General features: G+C 39.8%; 17 protein-coding genes and 1 other annotated feature. Of the genes, 13 read left to right on the top strand and 4 right to left on the bottom strand.

The annotated features are described in order from the left end of the window. Positions 1-3: 3 nt before the first annotated feature. Positions 4-384, bottom strand: coding sequence for a sigma-w pathway protein ysdB (locus V7108_RS01025; RefSeq protein WP_335513155.1), 381 nt, complete (start codon positions 382-384; stop codon positions 4-6). A gap of 101 nt (positions 385-485) precedes the next feature. On the opposite strand from V7108_RS01025, the gene V7108_RS01020 reads away from it, so the two are divergent. Next, entirely contained in the window at positions 486-977 is a 492-nt protein-coding gene (locus tag V7108_RS01020) for a dUTP diphosphatase (protein WP_335567146.1), read from the top strand. Positions 978-1039: 62 nt separating this feature from the next. Beyond that, positions 1040-2125, top strand: coding sequence for a M42 family metallopeptidase (locus V7108_RS01015; RefSeq protein ID WP_335567145.1), 1086 nt, complete (start codon positions 1040-1042; stop codon positions 2123-2125). Positions 2126-2408: 283 nt separating this feature from the next. Here the strand turns inward: V7108_RS01015 and sspI are convergent, their stop codons facing one another. Beyond that, positions 2409-2615, bottom strand: a complete 207-nt coding sequence (gene sspI / locus V7108_RS01010) for a small acid-soluble spore protein SspI (RefSeq protein WP_335513147.1) — start codon at positions 2613-2615, stop codon at positions 2409-2411. A gap of 111 nt (positions 2616-2726) precedes the next feature. On the opposite strand from sspI, the gene V7108_RS01005 reads away from it, so the two are divergent. The 3 genes from V7108_RS01005 (at position 2727) to pheT (ending at position 7339) form a co-directional block, all read left to right on the top strand. Beyond that, positions 2727-3476: a TrmH family RNA methyltransferase gene (locus tag V7108_RS01005; RefSeq protein ID WP_335567144.1), complete on the top strand. Its 750-nt coding sequence runs from the start codon at positions 2727-2729 to the stop codon at positions 3474-3476. Positions 3477-3538: 62 nt separating this feature from the next. Beyond that, positions 3539-3780, top strand: a binding site (T-box leader). Between the two features lie 68 nt (positions 3781-3848). Further along, positions 3849-4886, top strand: coding sequence for a phenylalanine--tRNA ligase subunit alpha (gene pheS / locus V7108_RS01000; RefSeq protein ID WP_335567143.1), 1038 nt, complete (start codon positions 3849-3851; stop codon positions 4884-4886). A 38-nt stretch (positions 4887-4924) separates the two neighbouring features. Continuing rightward, complete coding sequence (pheT, locus tag V7108_RS00995; protein ID WP_335567142.1) at positions 4925-7339, top strand: phenylalanine--tRNA ligase subunit beta; 2415 nt, start codon at positions 4925-4927, stop codon at positions 7337-7339. 90 nt (positions 7340-7429) lie between these two features. On the opposite strand, the gene V7108_RS00990 is transcribed toward pheT, so the two are convergent. Both V7108_RS00990 and rnhC read right to left on the bottom strand, forming a co-directional pair. Further along, positions 7430-7882 carry a cupredoxin domain-containing protein gene (locus V7108_RS00990; RefSeq protein WP_335567141.1) on the bottom strand — a complete coding sequence of 151 codons (453 nt, stop codon included), beginning with the start codon at positions 7880-7882 and terminating at the stop codon, positions 7430-7432. A 244-nt stretch (positions 7883-8126) separates the two neighbouring features. After that, a complete protein-coding gene (gene rnhC / locus V7108_RS00985) occupies positions 8127-9062 on the bottom strand; it encodes a ribonuclease HIII (RefSeq protein WP_335517395.1) in 936 nt (311 codons plus the stop codon). Between the two features lie 134 nt (positions 9063-9196). Here rnhC and zapA point away from each other — a divergent pair, with 134 nt between their 5' ends. The 8 genes from zapA to V7108_RS00945 all read left to right on the top strand — a co-directional run bounded on the left by zapA (position 9197) and on the right by V7108_RS00945 (position 18268). Then, a complete protein-coding gene (gene zapA / locus V7108_RS00980; protein ID WP_335517391.1) occupies positions 9197-9457 on the top strand; it encodes a cell division protein ZapA in 261 nt (86 codons plus the stop codon). A 7-nt stretch (positions 9458-9464) separates the two neighbouring features. Next, complete coding sequence (locus tag V7108_RS00975; RefSeq protein ID WP_335517388.1) at positions 9465-10019, top strand: CvpA family protein; 555 nt, start codon at positions 9465-9467, stop codon at positions 10017-10019. 52 nt (positions 10020-10071) lie between these two features. Further along, complete coding sequence (gene polX / locus V7108_RS00970; RefSeq protein ID WP_335567140.1) at positions 10072-11793, top strand: DNA polymerase/3'-5' exonuclease PolX; 1722 nt, start codon at positions 10072-10074, stop codon at positions 11791-11793. 12 nt (positions 11794-11805) lie between these two features. Then, positions 11806-14160 carry an endonuclease MutS2 gene (locus V7108_RS00965; RefSeq protein ID WP_335567139.1) on the top strand — a complete coding sequence of 785 codons (2355 nt, stop codon included), beginning with the start codon at positions 11806-11808 and terminating at the stop codon, positions 14158-14160. Between the two features lie 64 nt (positions 14161-14224). Next, a complete protein-coding gene (locus V7108_RS00960; protein WP_335517379.1) occupies positions 14225-14632 on the top strand; it encodes a DUF350 domain-containing protein in 408 nt (135 codons plus the stop codon). Positions 14633-14878: 246 nt separating this feature from the next. Further along, positions 14879-16582 (top strand): long-chain-fatty-acid--CoA ligase, encoded by a 1704-nt coding sequence (locus tag V7108_RS00955; protein ID WP_335567138.1) that lies wholly within the window; start codon positions 14879-14881, stop codon positions 16580-16582. 297 nt (positions 16583-16879) lie between these two features. Further along, positions 16880-17464: a TetR/AcrR family transcriptional regulator gene (locus V7108_RS00950; RefSeq protein ID WP_335517372.1), complete on the top strand. Its 585-nt coding sequence runs from the start codon at positions 16880-16882 to the stop codon at positions 17462-17464. A gap of 30 nt (positions 17465-17494) precedes the next feature. After that, positions 17495-18268 (top strand): enoyl-CoA hydratase, encoded by a 774-nt coding sequence (locus tag V7108_RS00945; RefSeq protein ID WP_335567137.1) that lies wholly within the window; start codon positions 17495-17497, stop codon positions 18266-18268. The last annotated feature ends 71 nt before the right edge of the window (positions 18269-18339 follow it).

The raw sequence follows: 18339 nt of genomic DNA, 5'->3' as shown, positions 1-18339 counted from the left end.
CGGCTATTTTTGATGCAAAAATTCATGGATCGGGCTTTTCCAATTGATCTGGGCAACCGGATATTTTTCATGGATTTTTTTCTCTATAAAATGAAAGTCCTCCTTCGCCATTCCTTGAATGGAAGTAGTCTGATCCGGCCAAAGTGAGATGGAAACAACATCTATTGTATTTTTCGTGGCACCTAGGTATTTTTCTCCTGTAAACAATGCACCATTGTAGGTAAGTTGAAAATTCTTGATAACCTCCTCATTATCAACAAGCAAGAAGCGTTTGTGTTTTCGTGCTGCTTCTAATTTACGGGTTGGTTTGAGGAGGAATTTAATTGTTCGATAAAACAAAAAGATAAACATGCATACTAACAGTAAGCGTAGCAGCCAAACCATGATTTTGCCTCCTAGACCTTTTTCCTACTATACGAAACAGAAAGCGAAAAGTTTCATTCTTATCATAGTTTGATATAATTTTACTAAGGGAGTGTTGATAAATGCAGCTAGATCAATTATTTGAAATGCAGCAAGGATTGGACCAGCATATTGAAGAAAAGCATGGATTACAGAACGAAGATTTGTTTAATAGAAAGGTTCTTGCATTGCTGGTGGAGCTCGGAGAATTGGCAAATGAAACACGCTGTTTCAAGTTTTGGAGCGTCAAGCCTTCATCGGAAAAGAGTGTGATTTTAGAGGAATATGTTGATGGGGTGCATTTCATTTTATCACTTGGAATTGAATGCAAATTTCAAAAACTCGATTACACACTTGATTTGGAACCAACAACAGTAAGCACAACAGAGCAATTCCTTTTGATTTATGAAAAAGTAAATGCGTTTAAAAACAGTAAAAATGAACGTGATTTCAAAACTTTGTTACAATCTTATTTGCAGCTTGGCGGACTGCTTGGAATATCCTACAATGAAATGGAAAAAGCATATTTTGCAAAAAACGAAGTAAATTATCAGAGACAGCAGAATAATTATTAGCTGAACATAATCACTATATTCTGTATAATAAATTTCGATATACATAAAAAGGGGGAGCAGCAATGGCTAATTTGGATGAGACCTTAACGATGTTAAAGGATTTAACCGATGCCAAAGGAATTCCTGGCAACGAGCGGGAAGTCCGCGAAGTAATGAAAAAATACATAGCTCCATATGCGGATGAAGTGACAACCGATGGACTTGGCAGTTTAATCGCCAAAAAGGTTGGAAAAGAGGGCGGTCCGAAAATTATTGTGGCTGGCCACTTAGATGAAGTCGGTTTTATGGTTACGCAAATTGACGACAAGGGATTCCTCCGTTTTCAAACCCTTGGCGGCTGGTGGTCGCAGGTGATGCTTGCGCAGCGCGTCACAGTGGTAACGAATAAGGGTGATATCATAGGTGTCGTCGGGTCGAAGCCTCCGCATATCTTACCTGCAGAAGCGCGTAAAAAACCAGTAGACATTAAAGACATGTTTATTGATATTGGTGCTTCTAGCCGCGAGGAAGCCCTTGAATGGGGTGTTCTTCCAGGAGATATGGTTGTACCGTATTTCGAATTTACTGTTATGAATAATGAAAAATTGCTGTTAGCAAAGGCATGGGATAACCGAATCGGCTGTGCGATTGCGATTAATGTATTGAAGCAATTAAAGGGTAGTGACCATCCGAATGAGGTGTATGGACTCGGAACCACCCAAGAAGAAATTGGCTCTCGTGGTGCAAAGACTGCGGCTGAAAAAATCAATCCTGATATCGCTTTTGCGGTGGATGTAGGAATTGCCGGAGATACACCTGGAATTTCTGAGAAAGAAGCCATGAGCAAAATGGGGAAAGGTCCACAAATTATATTATATGATGCGACCCTTGTAGCCCATAAAGGATTACGCGACTTTATTATTGATGTTGCGGATGAATTAAATATCCCTTATCAATTTGATGTTATTCCTGGAGGCGGGACAGATGCTGGTCCAATCCACACTGCCCATAATGGCGTTCCATCAATCGCCATTACGATAGCAACACGCTATATTCATACGCATGCCGCAATGCTCCACCGTGATGACTATGAAAACACAGTGAAGCTTATCGTAGAAGTCACCAAGCGGCTGGACCGGGAAACAGTTGATAAGATTACCTATGAGTAACAGCTCTATCCCCGACGGATTCGTTGGGGATTTTTAATGCAGATGGAGGGTAAGCGGAAAATACTGGCGGATAGCGAGAAATACTGGCGGATAGCAAGAAATACTGGCGGATAGCGAGAAATACTGGCGGATAGCGAGAAATACTGGCGGATAGCGAAAAATACTGGCGGATAGCGAAAAATACTGGCGGATAGCAAGAAATACTTGTGGATAGCGAAAAATACTGGCGGATAGCACGCAAAAACAAGTAGAGCTGCCGAGTTAGTATCGGCAGCTACAACTATTACTTCAATCCACTCTCAAGTGCAGCGAGCATTTCCTTCTTCTCATCCTCAGATGAATTCTTCCAAATGATTTCAAACAGTACACCTAGACCTGGTAGCATTTTTTCCTCGCCATTTTGGATTGCGTCAACGATTGTATCTTCTAATTCAGCTTGTGAGTTACCAGTGACATTGTGTACAATGGCATTTCGCAAATTTAAATTCATGATTATACACTCCTTTATTATCCTGCATTACTTTTATATGTTTTCTAATTTTGGTTTTATTATGTATTTTTTTTGGGATATAATGAGGAAAAACACTAGAGGGGTACAAACTTGAAACATATTGAATCCATTCAAAATCCAAAAGTAAAACAATGGAAAAAGCTTTTAACAAAAAAGGAACGAGATAAATCTGGGACATTTTTAGTGGAAGGGTTTCATTTAGTTGAAGAAGCATTAAAACATAGTGAAAGTGTAATCGAAATCATCGTTTCTACGAATGTAGGGATTCCACCGCGCTGGGACTTTAATGAAATACCTGTTACGACCGTCACAGAAGAGATTTCAAACACTTTATCAGATACGGAAGCACCGCAAGGAATCTATGCAGTTTGCAGACAAGTCTCAATCGAGGTGCCAGATGGGAAGACATATCTTTTAATAGATGCGGTGCAGGATCCAGGGAATTTAGGCACCATGATTCGCACAGCGGACGCAGCTGGTATTGACGCAGTTATAGTAGGAAGGGGCAGCGTAGACGTATATAATTCAAAGGTACTCCGATCAGCTCAGGGAAGTCATTTTCACCTGCCGATTATAACCGGTGACCTCCATGAATGGATGGAACAGCTAAAGGAAAAAAATATTTCCGTTTATGGTACAGCACTTGAAGGGGCATCTGCATATACTGATATTTCAACAGAGGATAGATTTGCATTACTTGTTGGCAACGAGGGCAGCGGGGTTAGCAAAGAGCTGCTTTCTAAAACGGACGCGAACCTGTATATTCCGATTTACGGAAAAAGCGAGTCGCTTAATGTTGCCGTAGCAACCGGCATCTTGTTATATTTTTTGAAAAAATAGACGATACTTGTTTGAAACCACTGATAAAGTATTATATAATAATTTACATTATTGAAAAATACTAAAAAACGATGACGGAGAAAAGTATCTTATCACAGACCAATTAGGGAGAAAGTGCCGTGACTGAAAGCACTTTTATGGGAATGGTAAGAGAAGTTCACCTCCTGAGTTGGCACCGGGACCACGTAGAAAGCGCGTGTAAAGGTGCACCGGCCTAGCCGTTATCCGAATGAAGCGAACACATGTGTTTTATACATACCGTGTTTACAAGGGTGGTACCGCGACTATAAACCTCGTCCCTTTCCAGGGATGGGGTTTTTTTGTTTTCATTTACTTCATTCGAAATATCATCAAATTTAAGGAGGAATTTCAATGCAAGAAAGATTAAAGGAATTGCAGCAGGAAGCTATTCAAAAAGTTGAACAGTCTTCAAGCTTGAAAGAATTAAATGACATTCGTGTTGCCTATCTAGGAAAAAAAGGTCCCATTACCGAAGTACTGCGCGGCATGGGGAAACTTTCAGCAGAAGAGCGCCCTGTTATGGGAGCACTGGCAAATGAAGTTCGTGAGGCGATTGCTACTACATTAGAAGCAAAACAAAAGGATCTAGAGGAAGCAGCCGTATTAGAAAGACTAGCTTCTGAATCTATTGACGTTACCTTACCAGGAAGTCCGGTTAAGGTTGGAAATCACCATCCTTTAACGAGAATTATTGAAGAAATTGAAGATTTATTTATAGGAATGGGCTATCAAATTGCGGAAGGACCAGAAGTTGAGCAGGATTATTATAACTTTGAAGCTCTAAATTTACCAAAAGGTCACCCGGCACGCGATATGCAGGATTCCTTCTATATTACAGATGAGATTTTGCTGCGTACGCATACTTCACCCGTACAGGCTCGGACAATGGAAAAGAACGAGGGGAAAGGGCCAATCAAAATTATCTGCCCCGGTAAAGTTTACCGCCGCGATAATGATGACGCGACACATTCTCACCAGTTTATGCAAATCGAAGGTCTTGTCATCGGCGAGAATATTCGCATGAGCGATCTAAAAGGTACTTTAGAGGTTTTTGCAAAGAAAATGTTTGGTGAAGATCGTGAAATTAGATTACGCCCAAGTTTCTTCCCATTCACAGAACCATCTGTAGAAATGGACATTTCCTGTATGATTTGCGGCGGACATGGCTGTAATGTTTGTAAGAAAACAGGCTGGATTGAAATTCTTGGAGCAGGAATGGTCCATCCAAACGTTCTTGAAATGGCTGGCTATGACTCTAAAAAATACACTGGATTTGCCTTCGGAATGGGACCAGAGCGAATTGCTATGTTGAAATACGGTATCGATGATATTCGTCATTTCTACACAAATGATGTTCGTTTCTTAAAACAATTTTCAAAACATGAATAAAATTACCACCTCGAATTAGAAAAAAGGAGGAACACGAGATGTTCGTTTCATATAAATGGCTCCAGGATTATGTTGATTTATCCGGAGTTTCAGCTGATGAATTAGCTGAAAAAATCACAAAAAGCGGGATTGAGGTTGAGGGTGTAGATGTCCTTAACGAAGGAATTAAGGGAGTAGTCGTTGGTCACGTGGTTGAACGTGTCCAGCATCCAAATGCAGATAAATTAAGCAAATGTCAGGTGGATATCGGTCAGGGAGAACCTGTACAAATTATTTGTGGAGCACCAAATGTTGCCGAGGGGCAGAAGGCTGCAGTAGCAACAGTTGGGGCAGTTCTGCCAGGTAATTTTAAAATTAAACGTGCAAAGCTTCGCGGTGAAGAATCAAATGGAATGATCTGCTCGCTAACCGAACTTGGAATGGAAGCGAAGATTGTACCGAAGGAGTATGCAGAAGGGATCTTTGTTTTCCCTCAGGATGCAGAGGTTGGAAGTGATGCGATCGCATTATTAAACCGTGATGATGAAGTTCTTGAACTTGGCCTAACACCAAACCGTGCAGATTGCTTGAGTATGCTAGGAGTGGCTTATGAGGTTGCTGCGATTCTGGGTCGTGATGTAAAATTGCCAGAAATCAATCTTGAGCCTGTGAATGAAAAAGCGACAGATTATATAACCATAAAAGTGGAAGCAAATGAAGATAATCCTTTATATGCAGCAAAAGTCATTAAAAATGTAAAAATCGGTCCTGCACCACTATGGATGCAAACAAGACTAATGTCTGCAGGCATTCGTCCGCACAATAATGTGGTCGATATCACCAATTATATTCTATTAGAATATGGTCAGCCATTACATGCGTTTGACTATGATCGTTTAGGTTCAAAAGAAATTCTTGTTCGCCGTGCACAGGATGGCGAGAAATTTGTAACTCTTGATAACGCAGAACGTACCTTAACATCTGACCATTTAGTGATTACCAATGGAACAGAACCGGTTGCATTAGCAGGTGTAATGGGCGGAGCAAATTCGGAGGTAACGTCAGATACAACATCAGTATTGTTGGAGGCGGCTTATTTCGCAGGTGGTACTGTGAGAAAAGCATCAAAAGACCACGGTTTACGAAGTGAAGCGAGTGCTCGTTTTGAAAAGGGCGTTGATCCAAATCGAGTTCGTGCTGCTGGAGAACGTGCAGCCTACTTGATGGCAAAATATGCAGGCGGTGAAGTATTAGAAGGTACATCAGAAGTTGATACACTAACCGTTGAACCAGCAGTCGTTTCTGTTACGTTGGAAAAAATAAATAATGTAATTGGCACAAACCTGACAGTTACTGAGGTTGAGGCTATTTTCGAACGTCTTCAATTTTCGGTCAGCAGTGAAGGTGAAACAATTACGGTAACAGCTCCAACACGCCGCGGCGACATCAAAATTGAAGAAGACTTGATTGAAGAAGTGGCACGTTTATATGGCTACGACAATATTCCAAAAACATTGCCAATCGGTGAAGCGACACCAGGAAAGTTATCTGCTTATCAGGAAAAACGCCGTGTTGTGCGCCAATATTTAGAAGGTGCTGGTTTGTACCAAGCGGTAACATATTCATTAACAAGTGAAGAAAAGGCTGCCCAATTCGCACTTGAAAAGCGCGACTTCATTCGTTTAGCAATGCCGATGAGTGAGGATCGCAGTATCCTGCGTTTAAGTATTATGCCGCAGCTATTGGAAGTTTTAAAATACAACAGTGCTCGTAAAAACGACAGCCTCGCTGTATATGAGACAGGCGCAGTATTCTTAGCTAATGGAAACGAAGTCTTACCTGAAGAGCAGGAGCATTTAGCTGGAGCGATTACAGGTCTATGGCACAGCCATTTATGGCAGGGTGAGAAAAAGGCTGTTGACTTCTATGTTCTTAAAGGTATTTTAGAAGGTTTGTTTGCAAAATTAGGACTTACTGAAAAGGTGAATTTTGTTCAAGCTAAAGTGGACAATATGCACCCAGGACGTACTGCAGAGATTCACTTAAATGGTCAAAGAATCGGTTTTGTTGGCCAAGTGCACCCAACGATGCAAAAAGAGCTTGATTTAAAAGACACCTATGTGTTTGAGCTTTCCTTAAAAGCAGTACTTGAGGAAGCGACAGCAGCCTTAAGATACGAAGCTATCCCACGTTTCCCTTCCATCACAAGAGACATCGCACTTGTCGTGGATAAAGAAACCGTTGCAGGTGAATTAAAGGATATCATTCAAACTGCGGGCGGACAGCTATTAAAAGAAGTACAGGTATTTGACCTATACGAAGGTGAACGCATGGAAGAAGGTAAAAAATCCATTGCCTACTCGCTGAAATATATGGACCCAGAACGAACATTAACAGATGAAGAAGTAACAAAAGTCCACTCTCAAGTGCTAGAAGCTTTGAAGAATAAGGCTGGAGCTGTACTTAGAGGATAAATAGTACCGCAAAAAAGAGTATCGATTACCGATACTCTTTTTCTTATCCCCTACACTTTGTTATTTTTTTGAATAAAAAGAGTGCTAGCTCTAATTAACAACAATATAACCAATCATAGGGACCGAGTGGTCACGATGAGCATGCGTTTCACAAATTAATCGGTATGTTCCCGCTTTATCGAATTGAAGCGGAACCATTGTTTGCTCGCCTTTACTAACTTTTCCGCTAATATCTGTGCCTTCAATATAAAAAGGGTGATCTTCATTCCCGATACCACTAATATATAAATTAACTTTCTCGCCCTTTTCTAAAAAAATAGTTCCTGGGTCCCAGCGAAAAGTCTCCATCTGTTTACCATCTACCGTATGAGATTTTAATTCAGCTGTAATCATATCAATTTCCCGAACTTCACTATCAGATTGTTGATTAAATACCATCGTACTATCTTCTTTGAACATAAACCATCCGTATAAAGCAGCGAGAACTACAGCACCTGCTAAAACGAACAGAATGGTATCTTTCTTAATTGCTAAAAATCTCATGTCAAAACCCCTCTCAGATATTTGTCCTAATTCATACATATGCAGGGTAGCTATGTAAACTTGTCTACTTTTTGTGTGAGTTAGAAAAAATCTGAATGAGGTGCAACTTAAAGGGTTCATGAAGCACGAAATCTTCAGATTCAAAAAAAGTGACCTCATGAAAGGTTCATGAAGCCCGAAATCCCCAAAATTCTAAAAAGAGGCCTCATGAAACGTATTACTTACAAAAACAATTGCAAACCCATTATCCTCTCTTTTTATTCACAAGATTCATTGCCTTTTCCGTATTAGCAAAGTGCAGCTTCACAAATTGCGGCAATACTTCGCGGCCTTTTTTTAAAATTAGCCTAGCTGCAGCCTCATCGACTTGAGCACCGGCACCTTTTGGTATCTTAAAGCCTGCTGATTCACTAAGTTTGTCGATATATTGAACAAACGCATACCTGGCAAGGATTGACGCTGCTGCTACAGCCAGATGAATACCCTCCGCTTTCGTACTAAAATAAACATTTTCCTGCGCTACGGCTTTTTGATTTTTCACATGCTGATAATAGGTGCTCCCCTGGACAAATTGGTCAATGAGTATAGCATCTGGTTTAACGGGAGAAATTTTCTCCAATACATTTAGAATCGCCTGGTTATGAAGAATTGCTTTCATTTTACCCTGGGACATTCCTGACTTTTGAAGTTGGTTGTATTTATCATTTTTTAACGTCATCAAACTAAATGGAACGACATCTTTGATTACCTTAGCTATCGCAATGATTTTTTCATCATTTAAATCCTTGGAATCTCTGACACCTAATTCCTTTAATAACGGGATATCTTCTTTTCGAACATAGGCGGCTACGACAGTTATGGGGCCAAAAAAATCACCGGTACCAACTTCATCAGAACCTATGACAGACAATTGACTGAACCCCTGCGGTAAATTACCGCTGGGAGCTTTTGATTTTGCAGGGGCATTCGAACTAGTTGCCTCTCCCCACCTGCTGGCCTCCGCTTCATTGCCCATTCCCTGAAACAACACCTTACCTGATTTATAGGCTGTAATTGTACAGCCCGCCGTTTTCGCTGCAAACACACTGCCTGGTGGCATTTTTTCTAGCAATTTACCCTGATAATAGGTTTTCATTTTATTAATTTCTGACAAACTTAGATTTAGTACTACATTTCCCAATCAAAAACCACTCCTCGACAATTTTCTATTAAAAGGAAAAAAAGTCCACGTGAGACTGTTTCCCTTTTCGACACATATCTGTTCGTGTTATATTATAAAATAGGGATTTCTTCGAATCGAATGGAGGCAGTAACTTGTCAAATAAAGAAAAAACCAGAACAACCGTAGATATATACGGAACCCAATATGTTATTTTAGGTAACGAGGATCAAAATCATGTTCGACATGTCGCTTCATTGGTTGACAAGAAAATGCGCGAAATTGGTTCCAGAAATCCATTGTTAGATGTGAATAAGCTCGCTGTTTTAACTGCGGTTAATGCTGTCAATGATTTTATTAAAGTGAAGGAACAATTAGAGCGGCTTCAAGCTGAACTACAAAAGGAAAAGGACTGAATAAGTCATGCTTGATTTAGCAATTATTTTATTATTCGTTTTTGGTTTTTTCATCGGTTTAAAAAGAGGTTTTATTTTACAGTTCGTCCATATAACAGGTTTTATTATTGCATACATCGTAGCATATTTATACTATGGTGATTTGGCGCCTAAATTAACACTATGGGTTCCATATCCGAATCTTGGAACCACTTCTCCTTTAAAATTATTAAGTGAGAATGGTAATATGGAGGAGGCTTTTTACCGCGCAATAGCATTTGTTATCATATTTCTTGCGGTGAAAATACTGCTGCAAATTATTGGATCCATGCTCGATTTTATTGCCCATTTGCCTATTCTTAGACAATTAAATGTATGGGCAGGGGGAATACTAGGTTTTGCTGAAGTCTATTTAATTATCTTTATTTTATTATATATTGGTGCGCTAGTACCAATGGAATTTATGCAGAAACCTTTGGATGATTCCATTATCGCAAACTTAATGGTCAACCATACGCCGTTCCTTTCGCAACAAATAAAAAGTATGTGGATTGAATATTCAGCTGCATTGACTTCTCTGTAAGGAGAAGTTTTTCTATTAGAAAGGTTAAAATAAAGCAAGGTGGGTGGAAATTGTGGAGATAAACAAAAAGGATGTTATCCGTCATTTAGAAATGATTGCTATATATATGGAGCTGAAAGGTGAAAATCCCTTCAAGGTATCTGCCTTTCGCAAAGCTGCGTCTGCATTGGAATTTGATGATCGCAGCGTAACTGAGATCGAGGATTTTACTAAGCTATCAGGAATCGGCAAGGGGACGGCAGCTGTTATTGAAGAATACATAAACGAGGGGACTTCCTCGGTGTTGGAAGAGCTAAAAGAAGAGGTTCCGAAAGGTTTAATTCCGTTATTACAATTACCTGGGCTTGGCGGGAAAAAGATTGCAAAGCTTCACAAAGAATTAGGAATTGAAGATGTCACTACATTAGAAGAAGCCTGTAATGCAGGAAAAGTACAGGCTCTGGCAGGCTTTGGCAAAAAAACGGAAGAAAAGATACTAAGTGCAATTGCTAATGTGGGTTCAAGACCTGAGAGACTGCCGCTTGCCTACATGCTTCCTATAGCAGAGCAGATTGAAGCAAAGCTTTCTGAACTTCCTGAAATTCATCGATTCTCACGTGCAGGAAGTCTGCGAAGAGTGCGGGAGACCGTTAAAGATCTAGACTTTATTATTTCAAGCGAACAGCCTGAAAAGGTAAAGCAGTTCTTGTTGGATTTACCTAATAGTAAAGAAATAATTGGCGCTGGAGATACGAAGGTATCACTTGTTTTTGGGTTTGATTATGATGTTTCTGTTGATTTTCGAATTGTGAAACCAGAAGAATTTATTACTACTCTCCACCATTTTACCGGTTCAAAGGACCACAATGTCCGGATGAGGCAGCTGGCGAAGGAACGCGGTGAAAAAATAAGTGAGTATGGCGTGGAAAATGTGGAGACTGGTGAAATTCTTACTTTTACTTCGGAAGAAGAGTTTTTCAAGCATTTTGACCTGCCATTTATTCCGCCAGAAGTACGAGAAGACGGGAAAGAAGTCGAGGATTTTCATGACTTTAAAGATGAATTAATCCAACTAAGTGATATTAAGGGTGACCTTCACATGCATACCACTTGGAGCGATGGAGCTCATACGATTGAAGAAATGGTTGAAGCGTGCCGTGCAAAGGGTTATAAATATATGGCCATTACCGACCACTCTCAATACTTAAAAGTCGCAAATGGGCTGACGCGTGAGCGTCTACTGCAGCAAAAAGAAGAAATAAAAAAATTAAATGAAAAATACGATGATATACTAATATTATCAGGTGTTGAAATGGACATCTTGCCAGATGGTACGTTGGATTATGAGGATGATCTGCTGGCAGAAATGGATTTTGTCATCGCGTCCATTCACTCTGCCTTTTCACAGCCAAAAGAAAAAATTATGGAACGGTTAACGACAGCATTAAAAAATGCACATGTTGATTTAATAGCCCATCCTACCGGCAGGAAAATTGGCCGCCGCGAAGGGTATGATGTTGATATTGATCTGCTTATAGACTTAGCAAAACAAACAAATACAGCTTTAGAGCTGAATGCCAACCCTAATCGCTTAGACCTTAAAGCGGAATATCTTAGGAAAGCCCAAGACGCTGGGGTGAAACTATTTATTAATACAGATGCCCATAAAAAAGAAACGTTATCACATATGGATGTTGGTGTTTCAACTGCGAAAAAGGGCTGGATAAAAAAATCTTCGGTTATCAATACATTGGAACCGACTGACTTACTAGAGTTTTTGCATAACCGAAAATAAGGAGGTTACTCCATGCAAGAAAGAACCTTAAAGGTATTGGAATTTACCAAAGTGAGGGATCAGCTCATTGAGCATGCATCATCATCACTAGGAATAGATAAATTAAGGAATTTGATCCCATCAACAGATTACGAAGAAGTTGTACGGCTTCAAAAGGAAACAGATGAGGCCTCAACGGTTATAAGGATTAAAGGAAATGTCCCATTATCAGGAATTTATGACATCCGCGGACATGTTAAACGCTCGGTAATTGGCGGTGTCTTAAGTTCTCATGAGTTGGTGCAAATCGCTAGTACCATCCGTGCTAGCCGGCAAATGAAGCGATTTATTGAGGAGATTGCTGAAGAAAGAACAGAAATTCCGATTCTAATGGAACATGTAGACCGGATTATCGTTTTAGCAAACCTAGAAGAGTCCATTCGGCACGCGATTGATGAAAGCGGTGAGGTCCTTGATAGTGCAAGTGATCTTTTACGTACGTTAAGGCAGCAGCTGAGGTCAAATGAAGCACGTGTCCGTGAAAAATTAGAGAGTATGATCCGCTCATCAAATGCAGCTAAGATGTTGTCGGATTCCATTGTCACCATCCGAAATGACCGTTTTGTTATTCCTGTCAAACAAGAGTATCGGGGTCATTATGGCGGTATTATCCATGACCAAAGTGCATCAGGGCAAACGCTCTTTATTGAACCGCAAGTGATTGTCCAATTAAACAATCAGTTGCAGGATATTCGAGTAAAAGAACAGCTTGAAATTGAAAGAATCTTGATGGAGCTTTCTGCCAAAAGTGCTGAATTTGAGTCGGAGCTTCAAGTAATCGTAGAGGTACTGGCGAATTTGGATTTTATTTTTGCTAAAGCCAGATATGGTCGGAAAATTAAAGCAAGTATGCCTCAGATTAATAATGAGGGACGAATTGCATTGTATAAAGCAAGGCACCCATTAATAGCTATTGACGAGGTTGTTCCAAATGATATTTTGCTTGGGAAAGACTATACAACCATTGTCATTACTGGACCAAACACGGGTGGTAAAACGGTTACCTTAAAGACACTCGGTTTATGTTCGTTAATGGCGCAAGCAGGATTACAGGTTCCTGCTTATGACGGGTCAGAGCTGGCAGTTTTCGATGCCATCTATGCAGACATTGGTGATGAGCAGTCCATTGAACAAAGCTTGAGTACTTTTTCATCCCACATGGTTAATATTGTTGATATTTTGGAAAAAGTTGATTTCAACTCTCTGGTACTGTTTGATGAGCTTGGTGCGGGTACTGACCCGCAGGAAGGTGCTGCGCTTGCGATTTCCATACTAGACGAGGTGCATAATCGAGGTGCGAGAGTAATAGCTACCACGCATTACCCAGAATTAAAGGCATATGGCTATAATCGTGATGGTGTCTTAAATGCCAGTGTCGAGTTTGACGTTGAAACATTGAGCCCAACCTATAAGCTCCTGCTTGGAGTTCCAGGACGAAGTAATGCCTTTGAAATATCAAAACGATTAGGTTTAAATGACCGTGTCATTCAGGCGGCAAGGTCACATGTAAGTGAGGATAGCAATCAGATTGATAAGATGATTGCTTCGCTTGAGGCAAGTAAGCGGCAGGCTGAAACGGAACAAGAAGAGGCACGTGATTATTTAAGACAGGCAGAAAAGCTTCATCAGGATATGCAAAAGCAAATGATTGAATTTTATGAGAACAAGGATGCCATGCTTGAAAAAGCTGCTGAACAAGCTGGTGAATTACTCGAAGAGGCGAAGAGTGAGGCTGAAAAGGTTATTCGTGATCTTCGTAAAATGAGGATTGAAAAGCATGCAGAAATTAAGGAACATGAATTAATTGATGCAAAACGCCGTCTCGAAGCCGCGACACCTGAAGTGAAGAAATCATCTCAAGCTAGCAAGAAAACGAAAAAGCATACCTTGACACCCGGTGATGAGGTCAAAGTTCTCACATTTGATCAAAAGGGTACACTGGTTGAAAAAGTCTCCAATAATGAATGGCTGGTTCAAATCGGTATCCTGAAAATGAAGGTCAAAGAAAAGGATTTAGAGTTTATGAACACGCCGAAGCCGGTAGAGACAAGACCAATGGCAATCGTTAGAGGCAGAGATGCGGATGTGAAGCTTGAGTTGGATTTACGTGGAGAAAGATATGAGGCAGCCCTTTCAAGAGTGGAAAAATATATAGATGATGCCTTATTATCAAACTATCCTCGTGTATCGATTATTCATGGGAAAGGCACGGGTGCATTAAGACAGGGAGTACAGGAGTATTTAAGAAATCATCGCTCTGTTAAGAAAATCCGGTTTGGAGAAGCTGGAGAGGGCGGCTCAGGTGTTACCATCGTGGAATTTAAATAAGGTCCTTTTTGTATGGTTCTCGATTGTATAAAAAGCCTTTAATAATATTCGGGGAGATTGTGCAATGAACCAGTTTTGGGATAATATGTATGTTCAAAGTGCAGCCAATTATAGCGTAGTTATATTATGTGTCATAGTATTTTTAGCCATTTTTGAATTAGTTACAAAATATAAAAATTGGGATGAAATCAAAAACGGTAATTTTGCTGTGGCAATGGCAACCGGAGGGAAAATATTCGGAATTGCTAACATTTTCCGTTATTCCATTGAACAAAATGATTCTTTGGTAACAATGATTAGCTGGGGAGTATTTGGTTTTATGCTTTTACTGGCTGGATATTTTATCTTTGAATTTTTAACACCTAAATTTAACATAGATGATGAAATTAAAAATGACAATCGTGCTGTTGGATTCATTGCCATGATTATATCGATCGGCTTATCCTATGTAATAGGTGCGGGAATATTGTAAGGGGAGAAAAAAGTGGAGACATTAGCTAAAGTACTTCTTGGTTTATGCGCCTTGTTTTTGCTAATCGGTTTGGGGTACATGTTGTTATAATCAATCAGAAAAATCATCGCCGTTACATTTGCGCGATGATTTTTTTCTTTCGTGAAATAGTAAACATATCTTATAATTCTAATTGTTTAAAGAGTCTGACTATATTATAATGAAGGGGAGTGGAAAATTTTACAATTGAATATAAGGAGGGTTACTATGTATGAGTCAAAACCGTGGCTCGTGTCTTATCCAGATGAAATTCCTAGAGAACTAGAATTTAGAAAGGCGCCAGTTCAACAGTATCTTGTTGATGCGGCGAATAACTTTCCAGAAAAAACAGCTATCCATTTTATGGGGAAGGAAATGACCTATAAAGAGCTATACGAAGAGTCATTATCTTTTGCCAGCTACCTTCAGCAAATTGGGATATCAAAAGGTGACCGAGTTGCGATCATGCTAGCTAATACCCCGCAATCAGTCATCAGTTATTTTGGGATACTAATGGCTGGTGGGATTGTTGTTCAAACAAACCCATTATACACGGAACGTGAACTTGAATACCAAATGAAGGACTCCGGAGCAAAAGCGATCATCACACTCGACATCCTCTATCCTCGTGCTTCTAAGGTGATGCCTAAGACTAATTTGCAGCACATAATTGTAACCGCTATCAAAGACTATCTGCCATTTCCAAAAAATTTAGTTTACCCTTTTATCCAGAAAAAGCAATATGGAATTGTCGTGAATGTTAAACATGAAGGCAATACTCACTTATTTAAAGAAATCGTAAAAATGAAACCTACAAAACTAGTGGAGTATAGCTTCGATTTTGAGGAGGATGTTGCCCTGCTTCAATATACAGGCGGAACAACAGGTTCTCCCAAAGGAGTTATGCTGACACATCGAAATTTAGTAGCAAACTCTTCCATGTGCAGCGCCTGGCTGTACAAAGCAAAGCCAGGAGAAGAGTCAATTTTAGGGATTGTCCCATTTTTCCACGTATATGGGATGACAATCATTATGATTTTATCTGTTATGCAGGCATATAAAATGATTATCTTACCAAAGTTTGATGCTTTAACTACATTAAAAACGATTCAAAAGCAGCGGCCAACACTTTTTCCAGGTGCACCAACCATTTATATCGGTCTATTAAATCATCCAGATATAAAAAAATACGATTTGTCATCGATTGATTCCTGCCTAAGCGGCTCGGCACCGCTGCCAATTGAAGTACAAGAGGCATTTGAGGAGATTACTGGCGGAAAACTCGTTGAAGGATATGGATTGACAGAATCATCCCCTGTGACACATGCAAATTTCTTATGGGATCGTCCACGGATAAAAGGAAGTATCGGTGTTCCATGGCCAAATACAGAAGTGAAAATTGTTTCTATGGAAAATGGGGACATCGTACCTGTTGGAGAAATTGGTGAAATCATCATTAAAGGTCCTCAAGTCATGAAAGGGTATTGGAATAGTCCAGAGGCAACGGAGGAAACCATCAAAGATGGCTGGCTGTATACAGGTGACCTTGGATATATGGACGATAATGGATACTTCTATGTCGTCGATCGAAAGAAAGATATGATTATCGCTGGCGGATTTAATATATATCCAAGAGAAATAGAAGAAGTTTTGTATGAACATCCTGAGGTTGTAGAGGCAGTTGCTGCTGGTATTCCTGACCCATACCGTGGAGAAACCGTAAAAGCCTATGTGGTGTTAAAAGAAGGCTCAAAGCTTACTTCTGAAGACTTAAACCAATTTGCAAGGAAATATTTAGCTGCCTATAAGGCGCCAAGATTATATGAATTTAGAGAGGAATTACCGAAAACAGCAATAGGGAAAATTTTACGAAGAACACTCGTTGAAGAAGACATGAGAAAAATAGAGGAAGAAAACAAAAAACATGCCTAACTTCTTGCACTTCTTTTTTTTGCATGATAAAGCTTGTCTCTTAACATGGAGTAAAGTAATATAAAATAGTCTTTGTTTTCTTGACAGAAATCAAAGTAATATCTATTATAAAAATATGAATGATTATTCATTCATATTTTTTCTTTTTGATAAAGGCTATTTTCGTAATGACTGTTGTTAAAATCTTAAAGCCGATTTTAACGTGGAAATAGTTATTTTTCGTTTTTAGAATCTAGTTTGCAAGCTTTTTTCTTCAAAAGAGCTTTAATAAATCTTCTTTACAGAGGAGAGAAAATAGTGAAAAAAAATAAACCTAAATACATGCAGATCATTGATGCAGCGGTCATTGCGATTGCTGAGGTGGGATATCATCAGGCACAGGTTTCGAAAATCGCGAAGCAGGCAGGTGTTGCGGATGGTACCATATATCTTTATTTTAAAAACAAAGAAGACATCCTCATTTCCCTCTTTGAAGAGAAAATGGGAAGCTTTATTGAAAAAATAGAGGAATTAATAGCAGGAAAAGAGACGGCGGTGGAGAAGTTATTAATGATGATAGATGCTCATTTCAAAAACCTAGCTGATGATCATCACATGGCAATCGTAACACAGCTCGAATTACGACAATCTAATAAAGAGCTGCGTCTGAGAATAAATAATGTTCTTAAAGGATATTTGCAAGTGATCGATAAAATCATCATCGAAGGTAAAGAATCGGGAGAGTTTGCGAGTGATCTCGATGTCCGTCTTGCTAGACAAATGATTTTCGGCACGATGGATGAGACCGTTACAACCTGGGTTTTGAATGAGGAAAAATATGATTTAGTTGCACTTGCTCAGCCTATTCATCAGCTGCTGGTTAAGGCCTGCAGCAGGCAGTAAAATCCAAGTGTAAGAAGGAGAGGGAGTCTTTTGGAATACTTAAAATGGTCTTATCAAGACGGGATAGCGACAATCGCCATCGAACGTCCGCCGGCAAACGCCCTATCAACAGGATTATTAAGGGAATTGTCAACTGTTCTAGACGAGATCGAACCTAATACTGACATCAAGGTGATTGTCATTCATGGGGAAGGTCGATTCTTCTCAGCGGGTGCGGATATCAAAGAATTCACAACCGTTTTTTCTTCAGAAGGATTTGCGAATATTGGAAAGTATGGCCAAGCTTTGTTTGAACGGATGGAGAAATTCCCCAAACCAATCCTTGCAGCTATTCATGGTGCTGCACTTGGCGGCGGCTTAGAGCTGGCAATGGCATGTCATATCCGTTTAGTGGGAGAAAACACGAAACTTGGCCTGCCAGAACTTCAGCTCGGCTTAATCCCAGGGTATGCTGGTACACAACGACTGCCTAAATATGTCGGAGTGGCACGGGCCGCAGAAATGCTATTTACCTCTGAACCAATCACAGGATTGGAAGCGGTTCAATTTGGTTTGGCGAACCATGCATATCCAGAAAACGAAGTGTTGGAGCAAGCATTGAAAATGGCAGGTAAAATTGCTAAGAAAAGCACTGGTTCATTAAAAGCTACAATCCAACTATTAAATTATGCAAAAACCGAAGAGTTTTATGAAGGCGTGAAAAAGGAAGTTGAGCTGTTTGGAGAAATATTTGAAACACCTGATGCAAAGGAAGGAATTCAGGCCTTCATTGAAAAAAGGGAGCCTCACTTTAAAGGTGAATAACTTCTATTCTTACTAGAAGTTACCAATAAATTTTTTTGCTATAAATATTCTTAATCTTTGGAACAGAAATA

Source organism: Neobacillus vireti (assembly GCF_036962345.1).
In the GTDB taxonomy this organism is placed as follows: domain Bacteria; phylum Bacillota; class Bacilli; order Bacillales; family Cytobacillaceae; genus Neobacillus; species Neobacillus vireti_A.
This window is presented reverse-complemented; position numbering and strand designations above follow the sequence as displayed.

What these genes read in the sequence shown, in the direction of transcription:
- V7108_RS01025 (WP_335513155.1), bottom strand. Translation starts at nt 384, where the DNA reads ATGGTTTGGCTGCTACGCTTACTGTTAGTATGCATGTTTATCTTTTTG.
- V7108_RS01020 (WP_335567146.1), top strand. Translation starts at nt 486, where the DNA reads ATGCAGCTAGATCAATTATTTGAAATGCAGCAAGGATTGGACCAGCAT.
- V7108_RS01015 (WP_335567145.1), top strand. Translation starts at nt 1,040, where the DNA reads ATGGCTAATTTGGATGAGACCTTAACGATGTTAAAGGATTTAACCGAT.
- sspI (WP_335513147.1), bottom strand. Translation starts at nt 2,615, where the DNA reads ATGAATTTAAATTTGCGAAATGCCATTGTACACAATGTCACTGGTAAC.
- pheS (WP_335567143.1), top strand. Translation starts at nt 3,849, where the DNA reads ATGCAAGAAAGATTAAAGGAATTGCAGCAGGAAGCTATTCAAAAAGTT.
- pheT (WP_335567142.1), top strand. Translation starts at nt 4,925, where the DNA reads ATGTTCGTTTCATATAAATGGCTCCAGGATTATGTTGATTTATCCGGA.
- V7108_RS00990 (WP_335567141.1), bottom strand. Translation starts at nt 7,882, where the DNA reads ATGAGATTTTTAGCAATTAAGAAAGATACCATTCTGTTCGTTTTAGCA.
- V7108_RS00975 (WP_335517388.1), top strand. Translation starts at nt 9,465, where the DNA reads ATGCTTGATTTAGCAATTATTTTATTATTCGTTTTTGGTTTTTTCATC.
- V7108_RS00965 (WP_335567139.1), top strand. Translation starts at nt 11,806, where the DNA reads ATGCAAGAAAGAACCTTAAAGGTATTGGAATTTACCAAAGTGAGGGAT.
- V7108_RS00960 (WP_335517379.1), top strand. Translation starts at nt 14,225, where the DNA reads ATGAACCAGTTTTGGGATAATATGTATGTTCAAAGTGCAGCCAATTAT.
- V7108_RS00955 (WP_335567138.1), top strand. Translation starts at nt 14,879, where the DNA reads ATGTATGAGTCAAAACCGTGGCTCGTGTCTTATCCAGATGAAATTCCT.